Origin of the sequence: Pontibacter flavimaris, from assembly GCF_001907195.1 — a bacterium.
Lineage (GTDB): Bacteria > Bacteroidota > Bacteroidia > Cytophagales > Hymenobacteraceae > Pontibacter > Pontibacter flavimaris.
This window is the reverse complement of record NZ_LVWA01000002.1, coordinates 43,949-70,514: the sequence shown is the minus strand read 5'-3', so window position 1 is coordinate 70,514 and position 26,566 is coordinate 43,949. Positions and strand designations below refer to the sequence as shown.

The window sequence follows — 26,566 nt, the reverse complement described above, 5'->3', positions numbered from 1 at the left end:
TTAATATCAAAGCTTATTGCAAATGAGTACAATCAACTTCAAGTCGCTTCTTCGTTTTCTATACTTCGGTTGCTTGTTGCTGCTTTCGGTGCCAGTGCTGGCTGCCGGAAACGGCCGGCTAAAGATCAGCGTGAACGAAGCCTGGCAGTTTTACAAAGGCGAGATCCCACAGTTTCCGGCCAAAGTCGCAGCTGTGGATTGGGAAACCGTTTCGCTGCCGCATACCTGGAATGCCGAGGATGTGATGGACGACAAACCGGGTTACTACAGGGGCGTGGGCTGGTACCGGAAAATGCTCCATATCAGTCCTTCTTACAAAGACAAGGATGTGTTTTTATACTTTGAAGGAGCCAACCAGGAAGTGGAGGTATACGTGAACGGGCAGAAGGCCGGGGAGCACATCGGCGGCTACACCCGCTTTAGCGTGCCCATCAAGAAGTACCTGAAATTCGGCAAGGGCGAGCAAAACGAGATTGCGGTGAAAGTGAACAACCGCTTCAACGAGGACATCCCGACACTCACCGCCGACTTCACCTTCTTTGGCGGTATTTACCGCGACGTGTATCTGGTAGTGACCGACCCGGTGCACATCGATTTGACCGACTACGCCTCCAGTGGCATTTACATCACCACCCCGGAAGTATCGAAAGAGAAAGCAACGGTAAAGGTGGCGGGCAAACTGGTGAACAGCTCTCCCCAGAAACGCAGGATAAAAGTTGTTACTACGGTAAAGGACAAACAGGGCAAAACGGTTACTGAAAAGGCAACTGTGGTTCAATTGGCTGCCGGTACACGCACCACTATAAACCAGGATTTAAAACCGGTGAAACAGCCGAACCTGTGGTCGCCGGAAGACCCTTATCTGTACACGGTAGCTACAACTGTATACGACGCTGCCACTGGTAAAGAACTGGATCAGGTGCTCAACCCACTGGGATTCCGCTGGTTCAGGTTCGACCCGAAAGAAGGCTTTTTTCTGAACGACAAGCACTACAAGCTGATAGGCGCCAGCCGCCACCAGGATTTCAAAGGATTGGGAAATGCCGTGCCGGACGCACGCCAGATTCAGGATGTGAAGCTGCTGAAAGAAATGGGCGCCAACTTCCTGCGCGTGGCTCACTATCCGCAGGACCCTGTTATTTTGGAAACCTGCGACAGGCTGGGTATACTCACGGCCGTGGAAGTGCCTATTATCAACCGGATTACTGAGTCGGAAGCATTTGCCGACAACAGCAAACGCACCCACCTGGAGATGATCCGGCAGAACTATAACCACCCGAGCGTCATCATCTGGGCGTACATGAACGAGATTCTGCTTCGCCCCAGGTATAAAGACGAGCCGGAACGCCAGCAGGTATACTTCCACAACATTGCCAAACTGGCCCAGGAAATCGAAGACCTGACACGCAAGGAAGACCCCTACCGCTATACCATGATTCCGAACCATGGGGCGTATGAGCTTTACAACAAAGTAGGCCTCACGAAGATACCGATGCTGGTGGGCTGGAACCTATACCTGGGCTGGTACAGCCGAAGTGTGGACGATTTTGGCCCGTTCCTGGACCAGCACCACCGCGATATGCCCGAGAAGCCGGTGCTGGTAACTGAGTACGGCGCCGATGCCGATCCGCGGATACACAGCTTTACGCCGGAGCGCTTCGACAAGAGCGAAGAGTACGCCAGTATGTTCCACGAAGTATACCTGCGCGAGATGATGAAGCGTCCGTTTGTGGCGGCAGGCATGATCTGGAACCTGGCCGATTTCAACTCCGAAACCCGCGGCGAAACCATGCCGCACATTAATAACAAAGGCGTCACCACTTTGGACAGAGTTCCGAAGGCGCCCTACTATTACTACCAGGCACACCTGCGCCAGGATCCTTTTCTGAAAATAGCTTCCCGCAACTGGACCCTGCGCGGCGGCATCGCCGACAAAGCCGAAGGCACGGCAAGTATAAAACCCGTTGCCAACGGCCAGGCAGGAAACTCGGTGAGCACGCAGCCATTTAAAGTATATACCAACCTGTCGCAGGCAGAGCTGATCGTGAATGGCGTGAAGCTGGGTATGCAGAAGGCGGTGGGAGGAGTTAGTGAGTGGCAGGTGCCGTTTGCTAATGGTATCAATCAAATAGAGGCTGTTGCTGAAGATGCTGGCAACCTATACAAGGATTTCATGGAAGTTGATTTTCGTCTGGTGCCTTACCAGCTAAATGCGAACGATGTGCCTTTCGAAGAACTGAATATCCTGTTAGGTTCCAAACGCATGTTTATCGATGAGCTGAACCAGCAGGTATGGCTGCCCGACCAGGCCTACCGCGCCGGTGGCTGGGGCCATGTGGGGGGAGAGATCTTTACTTTCAAAAGTAACCGCCAAAGCTACGGAACTGACAAAAGCATCTTCGGTACCGATAACGACCCCATTTACCAGACACAGCAAGTGGGCATTGAAAAGTATAAGGCCGATGTGCCGGACGGACAATATGAAATAACGCTCCATTTCGCGGAGCTGACAGGCGGGGAACCTAAGGAAGCGCTCCCTTACAACCTGGGCGGTACCGAAGCGGAGGAGGAAAAAGCGGAAGAACGGATTTTCGACGTGTATGTGAACGGACTGCTCGTGCTGGAAGACCTGAACCTGGCCAGGGAGTACGGTGTGGCCCGGGCGGTTGCTAAAAAAATGCCTGTCACGGTTACCGGAAGCAAAGGTCTGGAAATCACTTTCGAAGCCAAAAAAGGCAAGCCGGTACTGAACGGCTTCCAGCTCCGCAAGCTATAGTTTACACGAATCGGCGCAAAATAAAGAACATGATAAGATTACAAAATATAGCGAAGGCCATTGGCGGAAGTATGTTGCTTGGTGCCGTACTTCTGTCCGGTTGCCAGCAACCTGCTAAGAGTATTGAGTTTAAGGTCATGAACAAACTGGCCCTGGACCGCCCGGCCGAAACGGTGAGTATCCCGGTAGCGAAGGTGGCGGAATTGGTGCAACAGTATGGGGTGGAGAATCTACTCCTGTACGATGTCGCCACGGATAGCCTGCTGCTAACCCAGCCGCTGGACACGGATGCGGACGGCACGATAGACGAGATTCTCTTCCAGACAAGTATAAAAGCCAACGAGGAGAGGAAGTTCACTCTGAAGGGAGCAGAAAATGGTGCGTCGCAACAACCGCAGAGCAAGTTACAAACCTACTCCCGGTTTGTGCCGGAGCGCACCGATGACTATACCTGGGAGAACGACCGCGTAGCTTTCCGCACGTACGGCCCTGTGGCCCAGCAAATGGTGGAGCAAGGTATAAAGGGCGGCACGCTTACGAGCGGCATCGACGCCTGGCTGAAGCGGGTAGAATATCCCATCATCAACAAGTGGTACGAAGGCTATAAAGAGAACAGCAACTTTTACCACGTGGACCGTGGCGAAGGCTACGACCCTTACCACGTGGGCATCAGCCGGGGCATTGGCGGAATTGGGGTGCTGGTAGACGACTCGCTTTACGTTTCCAGGAACTTCACGGAGTATAAAACAATTGCCGAAGGACCGATCAGAACGGTGTTTGAGCTGACCTACGCGCCCTGGCAGGCCGGTAACCAGCAGGTGCAGGAGACAAAGCGCATCAGCCTGGACCTAGGCAGCAACATGGCCCGCATAGAAGAGGTGCTGGAGTCGGAGAAAGCCTTACCAAACCTGACCATCGGCATCACGCTGCACGACAAGAAAGGAGAGGTGAAGGCCAACCAGGAGCAGGGCTGGTTCCGCTATTGGGAGGTTATGGATGATTCTAACCTGGGTACCGGCCTGGTGGTGGACCCGCAACAAGTAAAGGAGTTTAGAGATCACCGCGTGGCGGCAAAAGACCAAAGCCATCTGTATGTAGTTACTGCTCCAAAAGATAATGCGCTGGTATACTATGCTGGCTTCGGTTGGGATAAGAGCGGCCAGTTTAAATCAGCAGAAGAATGGGACCAGTACCTGGCGGATTTTGCCAGACGCCTGGCATCACCCTTAGAAGTTAAGTTTTAGTTTGAGAGTAGGGAGTTTTTGCAGGAGATGGTTGATGCCTTTCAGCCATCTCCACTACGCACCTCAGAGAATAAAATTTTTGTAAAGCCTCAGGAGGCACCCCTTGTAAGGTATTGGGGTGCATCAACAGGATTCGATCCAGGCTATACTTTCACCTGTCACTAAATCACTTACATATGAAAAAAATAATTACGCTACTGTTATCTTTTTTCGTCATTGTGCTAGATGTGGCAGGGCAGGCTCCGCTTGTTTCGCTGCAGGACGGAAAACTCAAATACACGCTGTATGCCAACCAGGGGCAGGAAAATGCTGTGAACCAGGTGCCTGATTTCTCCAGCGCGGGCTACCGTGGCGGTGGGGTTAAGCTGCCTGATGTGCCGGTAAAGGAAACCATCTCGCCTGATACAGGCGACGTTCGGGCGCTTATTCAAGGCGCCATCGACCGGGTGGCCGCCCTGCCGGCCGATGCCAACGGGTTTCGTGGAGCGGTTCTGCTCAAAGCTGGAATCTACCACGTAGAAGGCGCCTTGTTTGTTCGGGAGAGCGGCGTGGTGCTGCGCGGCGAAGGTAATGGCCTAAATGGTACGGTGCTGATCGCCACGCAACGCGCGCAGCATAACCTGATCGAAGTACGGGGAACCGGCAGCGGCTTTGGCGAGGTAACTGGCACGAAGGTTAGAATCACTTCGGCTTATGTTCCCACAGGTGCGAAGACTTTTTCTGTGGCTAATCATACCTTCAAGGTGGGCGATGAAGTGGTGGTGCAGAAAACGCCCAACGATGCCTGGATTAACGCGCTGGACATGGCGCAGTATGGTTGGGTGGCTTCTGACTATAAAACACAATTTGAGCGGAAAATAGTGGCTGTAAACGGAAACGCTATCACACTGGATGCCCCCATCGTGGACCCCATCGAAACGGTGTATGGCGGCGGTGAAGTATATAAGTCTAACGTAGCGGGCCGCATCTCGGAGACGGGTGTAGAGAACATGCGCCTGGAGTCTGTTTTCAGAAGCAATAGCGATGAATCCCATGGCTGGAATGCGGTGCAGTTCAACCGGGTGGAGAATTCGTGGGTGAAGAACGTGGTGGTGAAGTACTTCGGCTATTCAGCTGTCCGGCTCTCCAACATGTCGCGCTTCAACACCATTCAGGACTGCGCCATGATCGACCCCAAATCCCAGACGACCGGGAGCCGGAAGTACTCCTTCAACCTGGAAAGCAACAGCTCCAACAACCTGTTTCAGCGCTGCATGACCTGGGGCGGGCGCCACGATTACGTGACCGGTTCCCGAGTGCCAGGTCCCAACGTGTTCCTGGATTGCTTCTCCGACAACACCCAGGCCGACATCGGGCCGCACCACCGCTGGGCTACCGGCTTGCTGTTCGACAACGTGTACGGCGGTCAGATCAGGGTACGAAACCGCGGTGCTTCCGGAACCGGGCACGGCTGGTCAGGCGCGCAGTCCATGTTCTGGAACAGCCAGTCTTATAAGAGTGATTTCCTGGTGGAGAGCCCGCCGACAGCCCGCAACTGGGCCGTTGGGTCTATTGGGGTAACACAAGGTGTGGGAGAGGACCCCGCGCATAACGGCTACTGGGAAAGCTGGGGCACGCATGTGCCGCTGCGCAGTTTATACTTGCAACAACTGCGGGAGCGACTGGGAGAGCAAGCCGTGAACAACATCGTGATTCCGGAGCAGCTGCAGGGTAATTTGTGGGCAGCACTGCGTGTGCGGACAGAGCAAATCCTGGCCGAAGAGCCGGTGTACCAGGAGCCCGCCCGCGAAGGAGACCCGGAAGCGTTTGACCTGACCGACAACGGCGGCATTTTAACTTCCCAGTATGAAAGCAACAGGCCTGATGAAGGTTTCAAGAACATTATCGACAACGACACCAACACCAAGTATTATCAGAACGGCAAAAAAGCGCTGTGGGTGCAGTACCAGTCGGCGGTGCAGGCCATCGTGACCAGCTATACTATTACTTCGGGCAGAGATCAGGAAGAGCGTGACCCGAAAGACTGGAACCTGAAAGGCTCCAACGACGGCAAAACCTGGACAACCCTGGATACCCGCTCAAACGAGGATTTCCCGACCCGTAAACAAACCCGCACGTTCTCTATTGCGGATAACACGCAGTCGTTTGTTTATTACCGCCTGAACATTACCATGAACGGGAATAACAACAACACGCAGTTTGCCGAGTGGGAATTGTTCCAGCGGAAAACGCAGGAGATCAGTTTTGGCGAGATCACCGAGGTTACCTATGGCGATGACCCGTTCCAGTTTGTTGCCAGCGCCAGTTCGGGGCAGCCAGTTACGCTTGCTGTCCTTTCGGGCCCCGCTACGATAGAAACGAATGACGGGGAAGATTACCTGCGCATCACAGGTGCCGGCACCGTTACCGTGCAGGCCACACAGGCCGGCGACGAGAAGTACTTTCCGGTAACGGCCTCGCAAACTTTTGTAGTGAATAGGGCGGCGCAGGAGATCACTTTTGAAGCTATCACGCCCAAAAATGCAGGAGAAAGTATCACCTTGTCCGCTGTTTCTTCTGCCGGTCTGCCGGTTTCTTATAGCGTGGTGTCTGGTCCGGGAAGTGTAGCGGGGAATACCCTCACCTTCTCCGGCGATGGCCAGGTGCTGGTGCAAGCCGATCAGGCTGGAGATGATAACTACGAAGCCGCGGCCCCGGTGCAGCAAACCATACTGGTGTTCGTGGAGGATGCAAAGAAAGACGGACTGTTGCTTGTCGCTTACCCGAACCCTACCCAGGGCCGGTTTAAAGTGAAGCTGGATAACCGCAAGGACAAGGAATATACCTTCGCAATCTACGACAGCAATGGCAACCTGGTCACCTCTTCTGTTTTAGCCAAGAGCCACAAGATGTTCGAGATCGATTTTAATTTACAGCAAAACCTGGATGGCTACTATTACCTGCACGTGTCGGATGGCACCGAAGTATGGGTAAGAAGGATCCTGAAAAGGTAATAGCTGGATTCCTGTAAACTTCTGGTTCGCTATACTTATGCGGTAGCGGACCAGAAGTTTATACTTTATAACCCAAGTTGCGATTTACTGATGCAGTGCAGGTATAAACCCACCCCTAACCCCTCCGAGGAGGGGAATCACCTGCTCTTCTGCAAAATTCCCCTCTTGGGAGGGGCAGGGGTGGGTTAATCGCAACTTGAGTTTTATAAAAGCACATCAGCTTAAAGTATGGCCTACATGATTTCAAAGATAAAGCATCTCGCCCTGCTTGGCCTTCTGGCCGCAAGTACGCTGGCCTTTCAGATTCGGGAGAAAGCAGTGTGGCAGTCGAAGTATGTAAGTATAGCGAAGGATGGTACGCTGCACTACACACCCGATGCGCAGGGCAACGTAATTCCGGACTTCAGCCGGGTCGGCTACCAGCAGGGTGATCGGGAAATTCCGGATATTCGGGTACGAAAAACCGTCAGACCGGCCAGATCGGGCAGCAGCCAGGAAATCATCCAGCAGGCCATTGATGAAGTGGCTATCCGCAAGCCCGACAAGTATGGCTTCCGGGGAGCCATCCTGCTCAAAAAAGGCACTTACTCTATTCCCGGCACACTCCACATCAGGCAGAGCGGCATTGTGCTGCGGGGAGAAGGGGATGGCGAGAATGGCGAGAAGGGTACTGTCCTTGTCGCTTCCGGTGCAGGCAAGCGTACGTTGCTGGAAATAACAGGCCAGGGAGACAGAAAGGAGATACCGGGCACAAGAAGAAAGATTACAGATGAATTGGTGCCAACCGGAGCCATGTCTTTTATACTTGAATCAGCTGACGGACTGAGAACAGGAGATAACATCATCGTTTACCGTCCCGGAACCGACAACTGGATCCGGGATATTAAGATGGACCAGATCGAGGCGCGGCACAATACCAAGCAATGGCAGGCCCAGGAGTATAGTTTGGCGTTTGAGCGCACCATCACAAAAATAGATGGAGACAAAGTATACCTCGACAACCCTATCGTGATGACCATGGAAAGCAAGTACGGCGGGGGCGAAGTATACAAGTATACTTTTGAGGACAGGATTTCGGAGGTTGGCGTGGAGCACATACGCTTTGAGTCGGCGTACGCCAGCGACACCGACGAAGACCACGGCTGGATGGCAGTAAGTATGGACAAGGTGGAAAATGCCTGGGTACGAAATACAACCTCCCGCTACTTTGGTTACGCGGCTGTCAGCCTGGGGAGTTTGGCCAAACAGATCACCGTCAGGGATTCCAGGAACTTCGAACCTAAATCGCTTATTCATGGCGGCAGGCGCTACGCATTCGACAACAACGGGCAACTAAACCTGTTCATGAACCTGAAAGCCACCGAAGGTCGCCACGACTATATTACGGGTGCCAAAACGCTGGGCCCGAATGTATTCTACAACTGCACTGCCCAAAATACGCACGCCGACATTGGCCCGCACCACCGCTGGGCAGTGGGCACCCTCTACGACAACGTCACCACCGACGGTGAGATCAATGTGCAGGACCGCGGTAACTGGGGTTCCGGGCATGGCTGGTCGGGCGTAACGCAGGTGCTCTGGAACTGCACGGCTAAAAGCACAACGGTGCAAAGCCCCTGGGCATCGGGTAAAAATTATTGTATCGGCTTGCAGGGAGAAAAAACTTTAGGACGCTTTCCGGACAGGCCGGACGGGGAGTGGGAAGGGCAGAACCAACCAGAGTTGAACCTGCCATCGCTCTACCTGGCGCAGCTCAAGGCCCGCAGGAGCCTGAAGAAATAGCCTGTTCCGATTGTATACTTCCAGCCATACTTACAAAAAAGCATTCACCTAGTTTCCAGCTGTACATGAGATCGATTATACTTTTAGCCTTTTTTAGTTTATACTTTACATTCACCTCACACGCGCAGGAGCGCCTCTCCAGCACGATCAACAGCAACTGGCTTTTCCTGAAAGGAGATACTACGCAGGCTGGCGCTGCTGCAAAATGGCAACCGGTGTCGGTGCCGCATACCTGGAACGCCCAGGATGTGCTGGACGATGAACCGGGCTATTACCGGGGCACCGGCTGGTACAAGAAAACGCTGTACATCCCTGCCGACTGGAAAGAGAAAGAAGTATACCTATACTTTGAAGGAGCGGCGCAGGTAGCAGAAGTATTCATCAACGGCAAACCAGTGGGCAAGCACATCGGCAGCTATACCTTTTTCTCCTTCCCGATCAGCCGGTTTCTAAAGTATAACGCTGCCGGAAATACGCCTAACCAACTTGTAGTAAAAGTTGATAACAGCCACAACAAAGACATTCCGCCCTTAACGGGAGATTATACTTTCTTTGGGGGCATTTACCGCGATGTATACCTGCAGGCGCTGGATAAAGTACACTTCGACGCAGACAACCACGCGACGAACGGTATTTTTATCGCTACCCCAAAAGTGACCGGTGATAACGCCGAGCTACGTATAAAGGGGGCCTTCGTGAATAAAAGCAATCAAAAGAAAAAGCTGCTCGTGCGTCATCAGCTATTAGACGCTGATGGCAACGTGTTTCAGGAACTGAAGAAGAACTTTAGCGCCAGCCCCGGCCAGAAAGTGAGCTTTGATCAGGAGCTAAAGCACATCAAAAAAGCACGTTTATGGTCGGTTGATGATCCTTATTTATACCGCGTGGTTTCTACTATTTCGGAGGCTGGGAGTAGTACTGTATTAGATGAAGTGACCAATCCGCTGGGCTTCCGGTGGTTCTCTTTTGATGCCGCAAAAGGGTTTTTCCTGAACGGTGAGCCGCTGAAATTAATCGGTGCCAGCCGCCACCAGGATTTCAAGGAAATGGGCAATGCCTTAAGTGATGCCATGCACGTGCGCGATGTAGGGTTACTGAAAGCCATGGGTGGAAACTTCCTCCGGATCGCCCACTACCCGCAGGACCCGGCCATCCTGCAGGCCTGCGACCGTTTGGGTATTCTGGCCATTATCGAGACCCCGATGGGCAACCACATCACCGAAACAGAGGCTTTTGCTGTAAACGCCGCCAATATACAGCGGGAAATGGTGCGGCAGAACTATAACCACCCGAGCTTGATCGTGTGGTCTTACATGAACGAAGTGCTGCTGCGGCCACAGCATGAAAAAGGCTCCGAGCGGCAGGAATTATACTTTAAAAATGTAGCCAAACTGGCCCAGCAACTCGAAGACCTGACGCGCAAGGAGGACCCGCATCGCTATACTTTGATCTCGAACAACGGTAATTTCGATCTCTACAATAGAACCGGCCTGACCAGAATACCCATGCTGGTGGGCTGGAATTTATACTTAGGCTGGTACACGGATACCTTTGAAGATTTTGGCGCCTACCTGGACCGGCATCACCAGGAACTGCCTGATAAGCCTGTGCTGGTAACAGAGTACGGCGCCGATGCTGACAGCCGCCTGCACAGCTTCGCGCCGGTTCGGTTTGATAAGACGGTGGAATATACCAACGCCTTTCATCAGGCCTACTTAAAAGCCATTTTAGAGCGCCCTTTTGTTGCCGCCGGTTTGATCTGGAACCTGGCTGAGTTCAGTTCGGAACACCGGGTGGAATCCACCCCGCACATTAATTCTAAAGGAATTCTAACAGGCGATCGCAAGCCGAAAGATGGTTATCGTTTCTACCAGGCCAATTTACTGAAGGATCCCTATATCCAGATCGGCTCGAAAGAATGGCAGCTGCGCACCGGCTTTGCCGCCTCCGAAACGAACCTGACCTGCACGCAGGCAGTGGTGGTTTTCAGCAACCAGCCAGCCGTAAGCCTGAAGCTGAATGGGAAGTTAGTTGGAACTGCTTCCACGGAGCAAGGTGTGGTCCGTTTTCATGTTCCGTTCATCAACGGACTTAACCGAATTCAGGCTTACGCCTCGTTAGATGGTGCTGAAATCACAGACCAAACGGATATTCAGTTTGATTTACTCTCTCAAAATCTGAGAAGCAACGCGTTGCCCTTCAAAACGCTGCATGTTAGCTTGGGTGATCAACGTATGTTTTATGATGAAGCAGCCGGGCAAGTATGGCTTCCGGAGCAGGCGTATCAGCCGGGAAGCTGGGGCTATGTTGGTGGGAAGGTTTATACCATGGAAAACACCACCCGCCATAGTTACGGATCGGATAAAAACATACTTGGCACCGCGCTAGACCCTGTTTATGCCACCCAGCGAACAGGTATTGAGCAATTTAAACTGGATGTGCCCGCTGGCGATTATGAAGTGACCCTACATTTTGCAGAGCTGGTTTCAGGTATAAAAAAGGAAGAGTTGGCCTATAACTTAGGAGATGGAAAGCAGACGGCAGAGGACTTTGAAGAACGGGTGTTTGATGTGAGCGTCAACAAAAAACGTATGCTTTCCGGGCTGAGCAATACCGGGTACCTGTACCCGGAACGCGCGGTTTCTTCAAAGATCAACGTTAGTGTAAAGCACAACGAAGGGATTACCATTGGTTTTAAGCCGCTGAAAGGAGAGGCTATATTGAATGGTATTCAGGTTCGGAAGATCAGGTAAGCAGCTATTTCATGCCATGTGCCGTAAGTACTCTGGCTGCCTACAGGTGGCCTGCCAGACAAGTATAGACAGGCTCGGATCCGGGAACTTTGGCAGGCCGGAAACCTTCGTTCCCGCAAATTGCCCGTAAGTAAAGTTTATACTTAAAACCGGAACAACCCTGTAGGCAAGCGGCTATACTTCAGCTCACGTGATGACCCGTAAGGGGCAGCAGCCTTGATGCTGCTAGGCGCCTTTGCTAAAGATCAGCTACATTCCGCTGTGGACAAACCACCATGATAACAAGTATCAGCATCGTGATCCCCACCTACAACGAGGCCGAAAATATCGGGCAGCTCATCCGATACCTGCTGCATACCGGAACCGGGCCCGCGCCGGAAATAATCGTCTCGGATGGAGGCAGCACCGATCGCACCCCTGAGATTGCCCGAGTGGCCGGGGCTAAGGTTGTCTCGTCCCCCGCAAAGGGAAGAGCGGCCCAAATGAACGCCGGTGCCACCGTGGCCACAGGAGAGGTCTTATACTTTCTGCATGCCGACACGTTTCCGCCTGCCGATTATAAAGAGCAGATTGTGGCCAACTGCACTTCTGCGTGCGGTGCCGGTTGCTTCAGGCTGCAGTTTGATGCTGCCCATTGGTTCCTGCAGTTAAACGCGTGGTTCACCCGGTTTGATGTGGACAGCCTCCGCTTCGGCGACCAGAGCCTCTATATGCTTCGGCGTTGCTTCAGGCAAATCAACGGTTTTCGGAGTGAACTGCTGCTGCTGGAGGACCAGGAGATCATCCGCAGAATCAGAAAAGTGACCGGCTTTAAAGTCCTGCCGGCGGCAGTCACCACATCAGCGCGAAAATATCAGGAAAATGGCGTATACCGGCTGCAGTTCATCTTCTCGTTTATCTGGCTTTTATACTTCCTCGGGCTTCCGCAGCACAAACTGGCCGGTATTTACAACAGGCTGATCAGAAAATGAACGTCATAACCGCTGCTGACCTGTGCTGCCGATATTAAGCCCCCCTGGTGCGCAGCATTTGCCCCAGCCCGAAACACTGTCCGTATCTTTCGGTTTGAAGTATAGGATTGGTAGCTTTGCCAACGTATAAAGTATAACATCCGGAAAATAACGCACAGCTTGTATGGATAAAACGTATTATAACCCCGCCGATTTACCCAAGTTTGGCAGCATCACCGAGCTACAGCCAGAAATGGGGCGCAAGTTCTTCGATTACTACGGTGAGGTGTTTAAAGAAGGGGCCCTGACCGAGCGTGAGAAAGCCCTGATCGCCCTGGCTGTGTCGCATGCGGTGCAGTGCCCCTATTGCATCGATGCTTATACGTCGGACTGCCTGCAAAAGGGGGCCGACGAAAACCAGATGATGGAGGCCGTACACGTGGCGGCGGCCATTAAAGGCGGCGCGGCGCTGGTGCACGGGGTGCAGATGATGAACAAGATCAAAGAGCTGACAATGTAGCCTATGGGGTTTTCAGTAAAATCATTAAAGGGCCAGCACCACGAACTGGCCGATCCCTCTTTTCAGCTAACCGTCCTGCAGGCACCTTCTCAGAATGGGGATCAATTTCCTGCCTTTGCCGGCAGGCTGCAGGAGCACGGGCTGTATCCTCTCAGGCCAACAGGCACCACCGTTCTGCAGGTGAACGTAGGCAAAATGTGCAACCAGACCTGCAGGCACTGCCACGTGGACGCCGGCCCGGACCGCAAGGAGATCATGACGCGCGAGACCATGCAGCTCTGTATAGATGCCCTGCAGCACTCCCCGCAGATAACGACGGTAGACCTGACAGGCGGCGCCCCGGAGATGAACCCGGACTTCCGCTGGTTTGTGGAGGAACTCTCCCAACTGGGGCGGCAGGTGATCGTGCGCTGCAACCTGACGATAATTCTGGCCAACAGGAAATACCACGACCTGCCGGATTTCTTCAAAAAATACAAGGTGCATGTGGTGTCGTCTCTACCATACTTCCAGGCCTCCCGCACCGATGCGCAGCGGGGAGAAGGCGTGTTCGATAAATCCGTAAAGGCCCTGCAGCTGCTGAACGGGGTAGGCTATGGCCAGGAGGGCACAGGCCTGCAGCTCGATCTGGTGTACAATCCATCGGGTGCCTTTCTGCCCGGCGGGCAAAAATCGCTGGAGGCGGAGTTTAAGCGGCGTCTGAAGGGTGGCTACAACATCGACTTCAACAACCTGCTCTGCATCACCAACCTGCCGGTAAGCCGCTACCTGGATTACCTGGTGCAAAGCGGGAACTACAGCAGCTACATGCAGAAGCTTGTGGAGGCCTTTAACCCGGCTGCCGCGGCGGGCGTGATGTGCCGCAACACGATCTCGGTGGGGTGGGATGGCTACCTCTATGACTGCGACTTTAACCAGATGCTGGAATTAAAGGTGGAGCAGGGTGCGCCGCAGCATATCCGCAACTTTGACAGAGCATCCCTGGACAAGCGGAGCATCATACTGAACCAGCACTGCTACGGCTGCACGGCCGGGGCGGGCTCCAGTTGCGGCGGCGAGACCGTCAAATAAGTAGCTTTTATACTTTCAGTCTGAAGGGAGCCGGCCGTAACTTCCACATACGTCTGTGCTGCCACACCGGCACCTTTGTCGTTCTGCTTTAGCTTGGTATGTAAAATCTGGCGGCCGTTAATTGTCATACTTTACACGTTTGCGGGAATAAACTTATGGTCGGCTAAGGTACTTTCAGGGTAAGCTTCTAATTTAGTGCCCCAACAAGAACCTTCACCGTTACCCCGTTATCATGTCTGCACCTTTGACTGCGTTAAGTATGAATGCTTTGAAAAAACACCTGCTGCTACCACTCCTCCTGCTCCTCCTGCTGCTGCTACCGGTAAAACGCGCTGCAGCCCAAGTCATGTACGAGGGTGGCTCTAACGTGCAGTTGCTTTACGGCAGGCACCTGAACCAATCCGGCGATCTGGCCACCATCACGTACGAACACTTCGGCATGGTGGGCGCCTTTGAGCATTTTGGGTTTGCTGACCTTTCTAACGATGTGAGCCTGGCTGGGCCGTCGCTGTATGCGGAGTGGTACCCAAAACTAAGCTTAAGCCGTGCCACGAAACGGGAGGTGGCACTGGGGCCAATCAGTGATGTGTTGCTGGGAGGCGGCGTGAACGTGCTGTTCGGCGGCGATGAGGACTTCTTTGTGTACTTGCTGGGGCCGGCCTTTAAGTTTCGCCTGCCGGGGCAGGGGTTGCTGCAGCTGGAGGCTTTCTACTACAAACAAAACGGTTCAGCGTACAAGGGCACCTACCAGCTTACCCCAAGCTGGGACATCCCTCTGCCCGCCTCCGAGAAGGTGCACCTGCGCTTCCGTGGCTTCATGGACTTCATCGGCGACCGTGGCCCGGGCACTACGCAGTACCTGGCGCAGCCGCAGTTGCTGCTGGACCTGGGCAACCTCCGTGGCAAGCCTGGAAAAGTATACGCCGGCTCCGAGTGGCGCTACTGGCACAACGTGGCTGGCCTGGAAGATCTGAACGAGTCTGTTTTGCAGCTGAATGTGCTGTTTCAGATGTAGTAGGGGACAGCCAGGTTTAACCACAAGAAGTTTTGCGCCTACATTTCCACAATGCCATCCTTTCGCTACCCAAGGGTGGCATTGTAGTGAATATACCTTGGTCGCCAGGCGGGGTGTGGTGGTTTATAAGGATGGCCAAACATTAATTTTAAGTGTTTCCTGCAAAACTTTACCAAGAAATATTTTAATTACTGATTACTCACTTGGTTTTCTGCATACTTTCAAATATATTGATTCCTTAAAATGCATACCTGTGGTTGGGCCTGATTCTCTTTTTGCCGTTTGGCTCTGAGGGTGATTCTCTCCCAGGAATACGTTTTAGTCTCATTCTTACATCAACTAAACACTCGGGTTTAAGACCTCACCCTTTCTTATGGCGGAAAATGTATATGACGCAATCGTAGTAGGCTCAGGAATATCTGGTGGCTGGGCTGCCAAGGAGCTTACGCAAAAAGGATTGAAAACGATAATGCTGGAGCGTGGCCGAAACGTCGAGCACATCAAGGACTACAAGAACGCAACAAAGGATCCCTGGGACTTCCCGCACCGCGGGCGCAGAACACAGCAGATGATCGCGGATTACCCCGTGCTGAGCCGTGATTATCCCCTCAACGAAACCAACCTGGAGTACTGGGTAAATGAGAAGGAGAGCCCTTATTCTGAAGTGAAGCGCTTTGACTGGTACCGTGGCTACCAGGTTGGCGGTCGTTCGCTGATGTGGGGTCGCCAGAGCTACCGTCTCGGCGATATCGACTTCGAGGCCAACGCCAAAGATGGCATCGCCGTGGACTGGCCGATCCGCTACAAAGACCTGGCACCGTGGTACAGCTACGTGGAACGCTTTGCCGGCATCAGTGGTGCCAAAGACGGTATTCCGCACCTCCCCGATGGTGATTTTATGCCTCCGATGGAGATGAACTGCGTGGAGAAAGACGTGGCCAGGCGCCTGAAAGACCACTATAAAGGCAACCGCCACATGATCATTGGCCGTGTGGCCAACATCACGCAGCCCCACCACGATCGCACCAATTGCCAGTACCGCAACAAATGCTGGCTGGGCTGCCCGTTCGGTGGCTACTTCAGCACGCAGTCGGCTACGCTGCCGGCGGCCATGGCCACAGGCAACCTAACCCTGCGGCCTTTCTCTATCGTGACCAAGGTGATCTACGACAAAGACACCAAACGCGCGAAAGGGGTGGAGGTGCTGGATGCCGAAACAAACCAGACCTATGAGTACTTTGCCAAGGTTATCTTCCTGAATGCCTCTACGCTTAACACTACCTGGGTGCTGATGAACTCCGCCACCGATGTATGGGATGGCGGCCTGGGCAGCAGCAGCGGCGTGCTGGGCCATAACCTGATGGACCACCACTTCCGCCTCGGAGCTTCCGGGGTGGCAGAAGGCTACGAGGACAAGTATGTGTACGGCCGTCGCCCGAACGGTATTTACATCCCGCGCTTCCGCAACCTCAACGGCGAGAAGCGTGACTACATCCGCGGCTTTGGGTACCAGGGCGGCGCCGGTCGCGAGGGCTGGGGACGCGAGATTGCCGAGCTGACGATCGGTGGCGACTTTAAGGACGCCCTGACCGAGCCTGGGAAGTGGACCATGGGCATCACCGCCTTCGGCGAGATACTGCCTTACCACGAGAACAAGGTGACCCTCGACAAGAACAAAAAAGACAAGTGGGGCCTGCCCGTGCTCGCCATCGACTCAGAGTTGAAAGAGAACGAGATGAAGATGCGCAAGGACATGATGGCAGATGCCAAGGAAATGCTGGAAGCAGCTGGCCTGAAGAACGTGAACTCCTACGATGCCGGCTACGCCATGGGGCAGGGTATCCACGAGATGGGCACGGCGCGTATGGGCCGCGACCCTAAATCCTCCGTGCTGAACGCACACAACCAGGTGTGGGATGCGCCGAACGTGTACGTAACCGACGGGGCGGCCATGACCTCCGGCGGCTGCCAGAACCCATCGCTCACGTACATGGCCCTCACGGCCAGAGCGGTAGACCACGCGGTAGGCGAGCTGAAGCGACAGAACATCTAAATAAGTATAAGCCGAAGTATAAAAGGCTGCTTCTGATAAAGTAAATGGATCAGGAGGCGTCCCTTTTATACTTTGGCCTTGCCTTTTGCCATACTTTTCTTTGTTCCACCTTACCCCAGAAAACTATGTCTGAGAAAGAGAGCAAGTCTTCTCCGAACAGCTCCAGAAGGAATTTCATGAAAGTCGGTGCGCTGGCCGCGGCGGGTTTCTTTATTGTGCCGCGCCACGTGCTGGGCAAGGGCTACATCGCCCCGAGCGACAGGCTGATCGTGGCAGGTATAGGCGCAGGAGGGATGGGCGGCAACGACATCAACGGCGTGTTTAACAGTGGCAAGGCTGATATCGGCTTCCTCTGTGACGTGGACGACCGCCGGGCGCAGAAATCGAGGGAGAAGTTCGCCCAAGCCAAGTACTACAAAGACTGGCGCGAGCTTTTTGAAAAAGAAGGGAAGAACTTTGATGCCGTCACCGTATCCACCCCGGACCACAACCATGCCGTGGTGGCTTTGGCTGCCATGCAGATGGGCAAGCACGTGTACGTGCAGAAACCGCTGACCCACGACATTTATGAGGCCCGCGTACTGACCGATGCTGCCAAGCGCTACAAGGTGGTCACGCAGATGGGCAACCAGGGCTCCTCCGGCGATGGGGTGCGGCAGCTGCGCGAGTGGTACGATTCAAAAGCCATTGGCAATGTGCACACCGTGTACTGCTGGACCAACCGCCCTGTATGGCCGCAGGGCATACCCTGGCCAACCACCAAAACAGAAGTGCCGAAGGAACTGGACTGGGACCTGTGGCTCGGTACCGCCCCGTACACCGATTATGTAGACAAGCTGGTGCCCTTTAACTGGCGCGGCTGGTGGGAGTACGGCACCGGTGCCCTGGGCGACATGGGTTGCCATATCATGGAGCCGGCCTTTAACGTGCTGAACCTGCAGTATGCCAAGGATGTGCAGGCCAGCGTGGGCAGCGTGTATGTGGACGAGTTTAAGCGCGGCTACTTCCCGGAAAGCTGCCCGCCGTCAAGCCACGTCACCCTCACTTTCCCTGAAACGGACAAGACCAAAGGCGATGTGACCGTCTACTGGATGGACGGCGGCATACAGCCGGCGCGTCCGGAGGAACTGGGCCCGGAGGAGGTGTTCGGGGATGGCGGGAATGGGGTGCTGTTTGTCGGCACAAAAGGCAAAATGATGGCTGGCACCTATGGCGAGAACCCACAACTGCTGCCAACTAGCCGCACCGCCGACTTCAAGGTAAAAGACAAGCATAAAATAACCCGCGTGCCGGGTAGCGCAGGCGGCCATTACAACCAGTGGGTAGAGGCCTGCATCGCAGGCTATGGCAATAAGGAGGTGAGCTCGCCTTTCGAGGTTGCCGGGCCGCTCACCGAGGCGCTGCTCATGGCTAACCTGGCCATCCGCGGCATCGACATCCGCACGCCGCGGGCAGATGGCAAGGGCTTCGACTACCCGGGCCGCGACCTGAAGCTGCTCTGGGACAACAACCAGATGCGCGTCACTAACTTTGACGAGGTAAACCAGTACGTGAAGCGGCAGTACCGCCCGGGCTGGACGCTGAGTGTATAAACCCGCAGCTCTGCAAGTATAAATAAAAGAACCAAATCGCTGTAACGACAACACAATGAACAGAAGAGAAGCATTAGGAGCCGTCGGCTGGATACTGGGGGGCGCCCTGATAAGCGCCGACCTGTTGGTGTCCTGCACCGCTAAACCGGTTAAGTATAACGACCTGTTCGACGAGAACCAGGTGGCTTTCCTGAACGAGGTAGGCGAAACCATACTTCCTGAAACCAGCACGCCCGGCGCCAAGGCCGCCGATGTGGGCGGGCTGATGGCCGTGATGGTGCAGGACTGCTACACCAAGGAAGACCAGCAGGTATTCCTGGACGGCATCAAGAAACTGGACGAGGCCAGCGAGGATAAGTTTGGCGACAAGTTCATGAAGCTGACCCCTAAGCAGCGCACCGAACTGCTGACCGCCATCGACGCCGAGGCCAGAAAGTACCAGTCGGAGAAGAAGCCGGAGGACCCGAACCACTACTTCCGTATGATGCGGGAGCTGACCCTGTTTGGTTTCTTCACCTCGGAGGCAGGCGCTACCAAGGCGCTGCGCTACATCGAAACGCCCGGCCGCTACGACGGCTGCGCTCCTTACAAAAAAGGCGACAGAGCCTGGGCCACCTAAGCCGGTCCGGTCTTGTATTCCCCTCCTCGGAGGGGGCAGGGGTGGATTTAGTTTTCGAGGTAAATCTGCCAGATCCAAAGTATAAACCGCTGCCCCGGAGCACGTGCTGAAAAGGCTGAGCCCGGGAACAGCAGCCAAAGTATGACAAAGTATAAATGCGGCCGTATAAGGCTGTATTTATACTTTGTTTATGTGTTTAATCCGCTCCTTGCAACGGGAGCTGAACTTGAGTAAAACTATGTCGAAGAAACTACGCTTAGGGATGATAGGCGGCGGGCAGGGAGCCTTTATAGGCGCTGTGCACCGGATTGCCCTGCAAATGGATGGAGAATATGAGCTGGTCTGCGGCGCCTTCAGCAGTAACCCCGAGAAATCGAAGGCCAGTGGCCGGGAGCTGGGCCTGCAGCCGGAGCGTGTTTATACTTCCTACCACGAGCTTTTTGAGCGGGAACTGCAGCTGCCGGAAGACCAGCGGGTGCAGGTGATCAGCATCGTGACTCCCAACCACGTGCATTTCGAGCCGGCCAAGCTGGCGCTCCAAAACGGTTTCCATGTGGTGCTGGACAAACCCATGACCTTTAGCCTGCAGGAGGCGTTGGAGCTGCGCGAGGTGGCCAAATCCTCCGGCAAACGCTTCTGCCTCACTCATACTTACACCGGCTACCCGATGGTGAAAGAGGCGCGCCAGGTAGTGGCTTCGGGCAAACTGGGTAAGATCCGCAAAGTATACGTAGAGTATCCGCAGGGCTGGCTCAGCCGCTTTGAGGAAGGCGAAGGAAACAAGCAGGCCTCCTGGCGCACCGACCCCAGCCAGAGCGGCGTGGCCGGCGCCATGGGCGACATCGGCACCCACGCCTTTAACCTGGCCGAATACGTGAGCGGCCTTTCCGTAACTAAAATCTGTGCCGACATCAACACCGTGGTTGAAGGCCGGCAGCTCGACGATGACGGGGCGGTACTGCTGAAATTTAATAACGGTGCCAGCGGAGTGCTGATTGCCTCGCAGGTAGCGGCCGGGGAGGAAAACAACGTGAAAGTGCGTGTGTTTGGCGAGCATGGCGGCGTGGAGTGGCAGCAAAGCGATCAGAACACCATGATGCTGAGGTGGCTCGACAAACCGGCTGAAGTATGGCGCACCGGCGGTGGCTACACCAGCTCCTACGCCCAGCACAACACCCGCACGCCTGCCGGACACCCCGAGGGCTATTTAGAAGCTTTTGCGAATTTGTACCGTAACTTTGCCCTCTGCATCAAGGCCGATATGGCGGGCGAGCAACCCAAACCCGAGTGGCTGGATTTTCCGGGCATTGAGGAAGGCGTGCGCGGCATGGCCTTTATCGAGGGCGTGATCGCCTCCGGTAAATCAGACCAGAAGTGGATGGACTTTAGTACAGAAGTATAAGCGGGCTCGTTTAAAGTATACTTTATACTTTAAACGAGCCTCTTTCCCATACTTAAAAACGAAATCATAAACGATGAACACGATAAAAGGACCGGCAGTTTTTATTGCCCAGTTTGTGCAGGACACGGCGCCATTTAACAACCTGAAGGACATCGCAAAGTGGGCGGCAGACCTGGGGTACAAGGGCATCCAGATTCCCACGCACGACCCCCGTTTTATTGACCTGCAGAAAGCCGCCGAAAGCAAGACCTACGCCGACGAGATAAATGGCATTGTGCAGGAGGCGGGTATCCAGATCACGGAGCTGTCGACGCACCTGCAGGGGCAGCTGGTGGCGGTGCACCCGGCCTATGATACCCTGTTCGACGGCTTCGCGCCGGAAGCATACCGCAACAACCCGAAAGCCAGGCAGGAGTGGGCCGTGCAGCAGCTCAAGTATGCCGCCAAAGCCTCCCAGAACCTGGGCCTTAACGCCTGCGCCACCTTTAGCGGTGCCCTCTTGTGGCCCTATGTATACCCCTGGCCGCAGCGCGCCGCCGGCCTGGTAGAGACTGGCTTTGAGGAACTGGGCAAACGCTGGACACCAATCCTGAACGTGTTCCAGGAGTGCGGGGTGGACCTGTGCTACGAAACCCATGCCGGCGAGGACATCCACGACGGCATCACCTACGAGATGTTCCTGGAGGCGGTGAACAACCACCAAAGCGCCTGCCTGCTCTATGATCCGTCGCACTTTATACTTCAGGCCCTGGATTACCTCGAGTTCATCGACATTTACCACGAGCGTATCCGGATGTTCCATGTGAAAGACGCTGAGTTCAATCCTTCGGGAAGGCAGGGCGTGTATGGCGGCTACCAGGGCTGGGTAAACCGTGCCGGCCGTTTCCGCTCGCTGGGCGATGGGCAGGTGGACTTCAATGGCGTGTTCAGCCGCCTCACGCAGTATGATTACAAGGGCTGGGCCGTGCTGGAGTGGGAGTGTGCCCTGAAGCATCCGGAGGACGGGGCCCGTGAAGGAGCTACCTTTATCAAAGACCACATCATCCGGGTAACCGAGCGGGCTTTCGATGACTTTGCCGCTTCCGGCATCGACCAGGGCATGAACAAAAGCATACTTGGCCTTTCCTGAACCAGACGAAACACTAACCATACTTCTAAACCATGAAAAAGAACCTGCTTATACTTGGCTGCCTGGCCTTTGCCTTCGCCTGCGGCGATGCCTCCAACAATAACAATAACAACAACGAGGAAGGCGGCAGCACCACCAGCTACGACGTCGGCGGCGAAATGGACTCTGCGGCCGGAGCGGCCGTCAGTGCCTCTGCCAGGCAATCAGAAGTAGACACGAACCGCATGAACATCGGTACCAACCGCAGCGCCGGAGGCGGCGGGGAGGCTGCCACGGCGGGAAACTTCGAGAAAGGCGCTAAGCTGATTGCAGGTTCCGACTGCCTTGCCTGCCACCAGGAACAGAAGAAACTGGTAGGCCCGGCTTACGCAGAGGTGGCCGAGAAGTATGAATCCAACGACAAGAACGTGGACTACCTGGCCGGTAAGATCATAGAGGGCGGCTCCGGCGTATGGGGGCAGGTACCGATGACACCGCACCCGAACATCCCCAAGGAAGACGCCCAGGAAATGGCCCGCTACATCTTATCGCTAAAAAAATAACCGCACATGCAGAAGAAATACATAGCCGGGCTGGCCCTGCTCACCCTGATGGGCTGCCAGTCAACAGAACAGGAAACGACAAACGCCATGGCCGATAACCCACAGAACCAGGAAACTGCCGCCAATACGGAGGGGGAGTGGATCTCGCTTTTTGACGGGGAAACCACCACCGGCTGGCACACCTACGGTAAAGACGCTGTGGGCAAGGCCTGGATAATTGACGACAGTGCCCTGCACCTGGATGCCTCTAACAAAAAAGACTGGCAGACCAGCGACGGCGGCGACATTGTAACGGAGGAGGAGTTTGACAACTTCCACCTGCAGCTGGAGTGGAAAGTAGCCGAGAACGGCAACAGCGGCATTATCTTTTACGTGAAGGAGGACACCTCCAAGTATAAGTATACCTGGAACACCGGCCTGGAAATGCAGGTGCTCGACAACAACGGCCACCCCGACGCCAAGATCAAGACGCACCGCGCCGGCGACCTCTACGACCTGATCGCCAGCAGCCCGGAGACCGTGAAGCCGGCCGGGGAGTGGAACCAGGTGGAGATCATCAGCGACAACGGCCAGCTGCAGTTCTTCCAGAACGGCGAAAAAGTGCTGGAAACCACCCTGTGGGATGATAACTGGCGCCAGCTGGTGGCCAAGAGCAAGTTTGCCGATATGCCTGACTGGGGCACGTTCAAGTCAGGCAAAATTGCCCTGCAGGACCACGGCGACAACGTGTGGTACCGCAACATCCGCATCAAACGACTCTAATACGCACCCTTCCTACACCCTTAAACAGCAGCTACCATGAATTCGGTGACCCGCTTTAAATTATCTTTCATGATGTTCCTGGAGTTCTTTATCTGGGGCGCATGGTTCGTAACACTTGGCACCTTCCTGTTCAACAACTTGAACGCGACGGAGCTGGAGACGGCGAGTGTTTTCTCTACGCAGTCCTTCGGGGCTATTATCGCTCCGTTCATCATTGGCCTGATCGCCGATAAGTACTTTAACGCCGAGCGCATACTTGGCGTGCTGCATCTGGTAGGTGCTTTCCTGATGTACCAGATGTACAACGCGGACAATGTAGCCGATTTCTACCCTTACGTGCTGGCCTACATGATCGCCTACATGCCCACGCTGGCACTGGTAAACTCGGTGTCGTTCCGGCAGATGAGGAACCCGGAAAAGGAGTTCTCGGTGATCCGCGTGTGGGGCACCATCGGCTGGATTGCGGCGGGTCTTTCGATCAGCTACCTTTTCCACTGGGACTCTGCCGAAGGAATCGGCGAGGGCTCGCTGCGCAACACGTTTATGATGGCAGGTATCGCCTCGCTCATACTTGGCGTGTACAGCTTCATGCTGCCTAAAACACCGCCGGTGAAGAGCCAGGAAAAGAGCAGTTCTATCTCTGAGATCCTGGGGCTGGATGCGATCAGGCTATTGCAGAACAGAAACTTCCTCATCTTTTTTATCGCCTCTATCCTCATCTGTATCCCGCTGGCCTTCTATTACCAGAACGCCAACCCCTTCCTGACCGACATCGGCCTGGAAAACCCGACGGGCAAGATGACGATCGGGCAGATCTCGGAGGCGCTGTTCCTGTTGCTGCTGCCCGTTTTCTTCACTAAGTTTGGCTTTAAGAAAACCATTCTGATCGGGATGCTGGCCTGGACGCTGCGCTACGTGCTATTTGCTTATGGCAACGCCGGGGAGCTTTCGTTTATGCTGATCCTGGGCATCGCGCTACACGGCATCTGCTACGACTACTTCTTTGTGGCGGGGCAGATCTACACCGATGCCAGGGCCGGGGAGAAGTATAAAAGCTCGGCTCAGGGGCTGGTGACGCTGGCGACCTACGGGGTGGGCATGCTGATCGGTTTCTGGGTGGCTGGCTTTATCAGCGAGTACTACCGGGCCGCAGACGTGGAGAACTTCTGGCAAAGCGTTTGGCTGGTGCCGGCTGGCATCGCGGCCGTGGTAGCTTTGCTGTTCATCATCTTCTTCCGCGATGATAAAGAGCCCGCCAACACCACTGCCAAGCCCTACGGTACCGAAACCGAGAGACAGGAATTGACAAGTTTACCATAACCAGAATATATTACGATGTCACAAAATACGAGCCGCAGAAGCTCTATTAAGAAAATCATGGCTGGGACAGCCACTATCACCGCGGCCAGCGTTTTGCCCGCACTTACCGCCTGTGCGCAGGAGCAGAAGGCCGCTGAAACCACGAAAAAATTGAAAGGAAACATTAACCACGCCGTCAGCCGCTGGTGTTTCGGTCACCTCTCGGTGGAGGAGCTTTGTAAAGAGGCCAAGGCGATGGGCATCAAAGGCATCGATTTGGTAGGTCCGGAGGATTGGCCCATGCTGCAGAAGTATGGCCTGGAGTCCTCGATGTGCAACGGTGCTGAAATTAACCTGGTAGACGGCTTTAACGACAGGCAGTTCCACGCGAAACTCATCAAGAGCTACTCCGATATGATTCCGCGGGTGGCGAAGGCCGGGTTCAAGAACCTCATCTGTTTTAGCGGCAACCGCCGTGGCAAAACCGATGAGGAAGGCTGGAACAACTGCGTGGAGGGCCTCAGACAGTTGATGCCGCTGGCCGAGAAGCACAACGTCACGCTGGTGATGGAGCTGCTCAACAGCAAAGTAGACCACAAAGATTACCAGTGCTCTAAAACCGCCTGGGGCGTGGAGCTGGCCAAAAGGCTCGGCTCGGAGAACTTCAAGCTGCTCTACGACATCTACCACATGCAGATAGACGAGGGCGACGTGATCCGCACCATCCGTAACAGCCATCCCTATATTGCCCACTACCACACGGCCGGCGTGCCGGGCCGCAACGAGATAGACGAGACGCAGGAGCTCTACTACCCGGCCATCATGAAGGCTATTGTGGAGACCGGCTTCAAGGGCTTTGTGGCGCAGGAGTTTGTGCCCAAGCGCGATGATAAGCTCGCCTCGCTTCGTCAGTCCATTGAGATCTGCGATGTTTAAGCTACACTCACAAGTATAAATTTATAAGTATAAATTTCCACTAACTGAACGATCCACTCCTAACGAGAAAATTATACATGACAACAAGACGAAGTTTTCTTCAGCAGGCTGGCTTGCTGACAGCAGGTATTCTCATTGCCCCAAGCTGCATGGTAGCCAAGGCAGACACAAAAAACATCGGGATACAGCTCTACACGCTGCGCGAGGAGTTGCCTAAAGATGCCAAAGGCGTGATCGGGAAAGTGGCCCAGGCTGGGTATAGTGAGGTAGAGACCTTCGGGTACTCCAAGGAGCGCGGCTTTTTCGGGATGCAGCCAAAAGAGTTTGCCGCCCTGCTCAAGCAGCATAACCTGACTGCGCCGAGCGGACACTTTGGCCTGGATTCATACATTGGAGAGGGTAACGAGGAAGAGCTGAAGTCTTATATCGATGGGGCCAAGGAGGTAGACATGAAGTACATCATCGCACCATACTTGGGCCAGCAGCTACGCCAGAGCGCCTCCGATTACCAGCGCGTGGCCGAGCGCCTTTCCCAGGCTGGGGAAGCCTGCAAGGCTGCCGGTCTGCAGTTTGCCTACCACAACCACGACTTTGAGTTCCAGAAGTTTGGCGACAAGACCGGCTATGAGATCCTGCTGAGCGAGACCGACCCGGAACTGGTGAAGTTTGAGGTGGACCTGTACTGGGTGGTGCGTGCCGGCCTGGACCCGGTGGAGCTGTTCAAGAAGAACCCCGGCCGCTACGAGCTGTGGCATGTAAAGGACATGGACAAGGCCGATCCGAAACTCAATACCGAGATAGGCTCCGGTTCCATCAACTACAAGCAGATCTTCGAAAGTGCCAAGGTGGCCGGCGTTAAGCATATCATCGTGGAGCAGGAGAACTTTGCCATGGATCCTTTCCAAAGTATAGCCCAAAGTTATACATACGTAAAGGAGAACCTCATCTAGTTCATACTTCATAGCAAAAGATAAAGCCAGGCTATACTTCGTGTATGGCCTGGCTTTTAAGTATAAGTATAAGTATAAGTATAAGTATAAGTACCGGAAAGGTCCCGATCACCTGCAGCACGCCATCCGGCATGGCCCTACCGCCCTGCTAAAATCTCTACGAAAGGCTTTGGACGCA

Annotated in this window: 20 protein-coding genes; 19 read left to right on the top strand and 1 reads right to left on the bottom strand. The window is 54.5% G+C overall.

Going from position 1 to position 26,566, the window contains the following annotated elements; translation table 11 throughout:
- Nucleotides 1-22 precede the first annotated feature (22 nt).
- The 8 genes from A3841_RS00280 to arsS all read left to right on the top strand — a co-directional run bounded on the left by A3841_RS00280 (nucleotide 23) and on the right by arsS (nucleotide 14,089).
- A complete protein-coding gene (locus tag A3841_RS00280; protein ID WP_073850305.1) occupies nucleotides 23-2,776 on the top strand; it encodes a glycoside hydrolase family 2 TIM barrel-domain containing protein in 2,754 nt (917 codons plus the stop codon).
- A gap of 29 nt (nucleotides 2,777-2,805) precedes the next feature.
- Nucleotides 2,806-4,020 (top strand): DUF4861 family protein, encoded by a 1,215-nt coding sequence (locus tag A3841_RS00275; RefSeq protein WP_083610084.1) that lies wholly within the window; start codon nucleotides 2,806-2,808, stop codon nucleotides 4,018-4,020.
- A 176-nt stretch (nucleotides 4,021-4,196) separates the two neighbouring features.
- Entirely contained in the window at nucleotides 4,197-7,013 is a 2,817-nt protein-coding gene (locus tag A3841_RS00270) for a T9SS type A sorting domain-containing protein (RefSeq protein WP_073850304.1), read from the top strand.
- A 237-nt stretch (nucleotides 7,014-7,250) separates the two neighbouring features.
- A complete protein-coding gene (locus tag A3841_RS00265) occupies nucleotides 7,251-8,795 on the top strand; it encodes a hypothetical protein (protein ID WP_206073052.1) in 1,545 nt (514 codons plus the stop codon).
- 65 nt (nucleotides 8,796-8,860) lie between these two features.
- Nucleotides 8,861-11,548, top strand: a complete 2,688-nt coding sequence (locus A3841_RS00260; RefSeq protein WP_073850303.1) for a glycoside hydrolase family 2 TIM barrel-domain containing protein — start codon at nucleotides 8,861-8,863, stop codon at nucleotides 11,546-11,548.
- 275 nt (nucleotides 11,549-11,823) lie between these two features.
- On the top strand, nucleotides 11,824-12,519 hold the full coding sequence (locus A3841_RS00255) for a TIGR04283 family arsenosugar biosynthesis glycosyltransferase (protein ID WP_073850302.1): 696 nt from the start codon (nucleotides 11,824-11,826) through the stop codon (nucleotides 12,517-12,519).
- Between the two features lie 163 nt (nucleotides 12,520-12,682).
- Nucleotides 12,683-13,018: an arsenosugar biosynthesis-associated peroxidase-like protein gene (locus tag A3841_RS00250; protein WP_073850301.1), complete on the top strand. Its 336-nt coding sequence runs from the start codon at nucleotides 12,683-12,685 to the stop codon at nucleotides 13,016-13,018.
- 3 nt (nucleotides 13,019-13,021) lie between these two features.
- Nucleotides 13,022-14,089 (top strand): arsenosugar biosynthesis radical SAM (seleno)protein ArsS, encoded by a 1,068-nt coding sequence (arsS, locus tag A3841_RS00245; RefSeq protein WP_073850300.1) that lies wholly within the window; start codon nucleotides 13,022-13,024, stop codon nucleotides 14,087-14,089.
- On the opposite strand, the gene A3841_RS19935 is transcribed toward arsS, so the two are convergent.
- Nucleotides 14,035-14,217 carry a hypothetical protein gene (locus tag A3841_RS19935; RefSeq protein WP_139307845.1) on the bottom strand — a complete coding sequence of 61 codons (183 nt, stop codon included), beginning with the start codon at nucleotides 14,215-14,217 and terminating at the stop codon, nucleotides 14,035-14,037. The two genes, arsS and A3841_RS19935, sit on opposite strands and share 55 nt — an antisense overlap.
- A gap of 131 nt (nucleotides 14,218-14,348) precedes the next feature.
- Between A3841_RS19935 and A3841_RS00240 the strand changes: the two genes are divergently transcribed.
- The 11 genes from A3841_RS00240 to A3841_RS00190 all read left to right on the top strand — a co-directional run bounded on the left by A3841_RS00240 (nucleotide 14,349) and on the right by A3841_RS00190 (nucleotide 26,388).
- Entirely contained in the window at nucleotides 14,349-15,104 is a 756-nt protein-coding gene (locus A3841_RS00240) for a hypothetical protein (protein WP_073850299.1), read from the top strand.
- A 373-nt stretch (nucleotides 15,105-15,477) separates the two neighbouring features.
- Entirely contained in the window at nucleotides 15,478-17,157 is a 1,680-nt protein-coding gene (locus A3841_RS00235; RefSeq protein WP_073850298.1) for a GMC oxidoreductase, read from the top strand.
- 125 nt (nucleotides 17,158-17,282) lie between these two features.
- Nucleotides 17,283-18,749 (top strand): Gfo/Idh/MocA family protein, encoded by a 1,467-nt coding sequence (locus A3841_RS00230; protein WP_073850297.1) that lies wholly within the window; start codon nucleotides 17,283-17,285, stop codon nucleotides 18,747-18,749.
- Nucleotides 18,750-18,804: 55 nt separating this feature from the next.
- Nucleotides 18,805-19,368, top strand: a complete 564-nt coding sequence (locus A3841_RS00225) for a gluconate 2-dehydrogenase subunit 3 family protein (protein ID WP_073850296.1) — start codon at nucleotides 18,805-18,807, stop codon at nucleotides 19,366-19,368.
- 238 nt (nucleotides 19,369-19,606) lie between these two features.
- The gene (locus A3841_RS00220; RefSeq protein WP_073850295.1) at nucleotides 19,607-20,770 is read left to right on the top strand and encodes a Gfo/Idh/MocA family protein; all 1,164 of its coding nucleotides are present in this window, start codon (nucleotides 19,607-19,609) and stop codon (nucleotides 20,768-20,770) included.
- Nucleotides 20,771-20,843: 73 nt separating this feature from the next.
- On the top strand, nucleotides 20,844-21,899 hold the full coding sequence (locus tag A3841_RS00215) for a sugar phosphate isomerase/epimerase family protein (protein WP_073850294.1): 1,056 nt from the start codon (nucleotides 20,844-20,846) through the stop codon (nucleotides 21,897-21,899).
- A 32-nt stretch (nucleotides 21,900-21,931) separates the two neighbouring features.
- Nucleotides 21,932-22,441, top strand: a complete 510-nt coding sequence (locus tag A3841_RS00210) for a c-type cytochrome (RefSeq protein WP_073850293.1) — start codon at nucleotides 21,932-21,934, stop codon at nucleotides 22,439-22,441.
- 6 nt (nucleotides 22,442-22,447) lie between these two features.
- Nucleotides 22,448-23,203, top strand: coding sequence for a 3-keto-disaccharide hydrolase (locus A3841_RS00205; protein ID WP_073850292.1), 756 nt, complete (start codon nucleotides 22,448-22,450; stop codon nucleotides 23,201-23,203).
- A gap of 36 nt (nucleotides 23,204-23,239) precedes the next feature.
- The gene (locus A3841_RS00200) at nucleotides 23,240-24,523 is read left to right on the top strand and encodes a nucleoside permease (protein ID WP_083610080.1); all 1,284 of its coding nucleotides are present in this window, start codon (nucleotides 23,240-23,242) and stop codon (nucleotides 24,521-24,523) included.
- 57 nt (nucleotides 24,524-24,580) lie between these two features.
- Nucleotides 24,581-25,438, top strand: a complete 858-nt coding sequence (locus A3841_RS00195; RefSeq protein WP_235861227.1) for a hydroxypyruvate isomerase family protein — start codon at nucleotides 24,581-24,583, stop codon at nucleotides 25,436-25,438.
- 77 nt (nucleotides 25,439-25,515) lie between these two features.
- Nucleotides 25,516-26,388: a sugar phosphate isomerase/epimerase family protein gene (locus A3841_RS00190; RefSeq protein ID WP_073850290.1), complete on the top strand. Its 873-nt coding sequence runs from the start codon at nucleotides 25,516-25,518 to the stop codon at nucleotides 26,386-26,388.
- The last annotated feature ends 178 nt before the right edge of the window (nucleotides 26,389-26,566 follow it).

Bases quoted from the DNA above. Each gene is read 5' to 3' on its own strand.
- A3841_RS00280 (WP_073850305.1), top strand. From the start codon at position 23: ATGAGTACAATCAACTTCAAGTCGCTTCTTCGTTTTCTATACTTCGGT.
- A3841_RS00275 (WP_083610084.1), top strand. From the start codon at position 2,806: ATGATAAGATTACAAAATATAGCGAAGGCCATTGGCGGAAGTATGTTG.
- A3841_RS00270 (WP_073850304.1), top strand. From the start codon at position 4,197: ATGAAAAAAATAATTACGCTACTGTTATCTTTTTTCGTCATTGTGCTA.
- A3841_RS00265 (WP_206073052.1), top strand. From the start codon at position 7,251: ATGATTTCAAAGATAAAGCATCTCGCCCTGCTTGGCCTTCTGGCCGCA.
- A3841_RS00260 (WP_073850303.1), top strand. From the start codon at position 8,861: ATGAGATCGATTATACTTTTAGCCTTTTTTAGTTTATACTTTACATTC.
- A3841_RS00255 (WP_073850302.1), top strand. From the start codon at position 11,824: ATGATAACAAGTATCAGCATCGTGATCCCCACCTACAACGAGGCCGAA.
- A3841_RS00250 (WP_073850301.1), top strand. From the start codon at position 12,683: ATGGATAAAACGTATTATAACCCCGCCGATTTACCCAAGTTTGGCAGC.
- arsS (WP_073850300.1), top strand. From the start codon at position 13,022: ATGGGGTTTTCAGTAAAATCATTAAAGGGCCAGCACCACGAACTGGCC.
- A3841_RS19935 (WP_139307845.1), bottom strand. From the start codon at position 14,217: ATGACAATTAACGGCCGCCAGATTTTACATACCAAGCTAAAGCAGAAC.
- A3841_RS00240 (WP_073850299.1), top strand. From the start codon at position 14,349: ATGAATGCTTTGAAAAAACACCTGCTGCTACCACTCCTCCTGCTCCTC.
- A3841_RS00235 (WP_073850298.1), top strand. From the start codon at position 15,478: ATGGCGGAAAATGTATATGACGCAATCGTAGTAGGCTCAGGAATATCT.
- A3841_RS00230 (WP_073850297.1), top strand. From the start codon at position 17,283: ATGTCTGAGAAAGAGAGCAAGTCTTCTCCGAACAGCTCCAGAAGGAAT.
- A3841_RS00225 (WP_073850296.1), top strand. From the start codon at position 18,805: ATGAACAGAAGAGAAGCATTAGGAGCCGTCGGCTGGATACTGGGGGGC.
- A3841_RS00220 (WP_073850295.1), top strand. From the start codon at position 19,607: ATGTCGAAGAAACTACGCTTAGGGATGATAGGCGGCGGGCAGGGAGCC.
- A3841_RS00215 (WP_073850294.1), top strand. From the start codon at position 20,844: ATGAACACGATAAAAGGACCGGCAGTTTTTATTGCCCAGTTTGTGCAG.
- A3841_RS00210 (WP_073850293.1), top strand. From the start codon at position 21,932: ATGAAAAAGAACCTGCTTATACTTGGCTGCCTGGCCTTTGCCTTCGCC.
- A3841_RS00205 (WP_073850292.1), top strand. From the start codon at position 22,448: ATGCAGAAGAAATACATAGCCGGGCTGGCCCTGCTCACCCTGATGGGC.
- A3841_RS00200 (WP_083610080.1), top strand. From the start codon at position 23,240: ATGAATTCGGTGACCCGCTTTAAATTATCTTTCATGATGTTCCTGGAG.
- A3841_RS00195 (WP_235861227.1), top strand. From the start codon at position 24,581: ATGGCTGGGACAGCCACTATCACCGCGGCCAGCGTTTTGCCCGCACTT.
- A3841_RS00190 (WP_073850290.1), top strand. From the start codon at position 25,516: ATGACAACAAGACGAAGTTTTCTTCAGCAGGCTGGCTTGCTGACAGCA.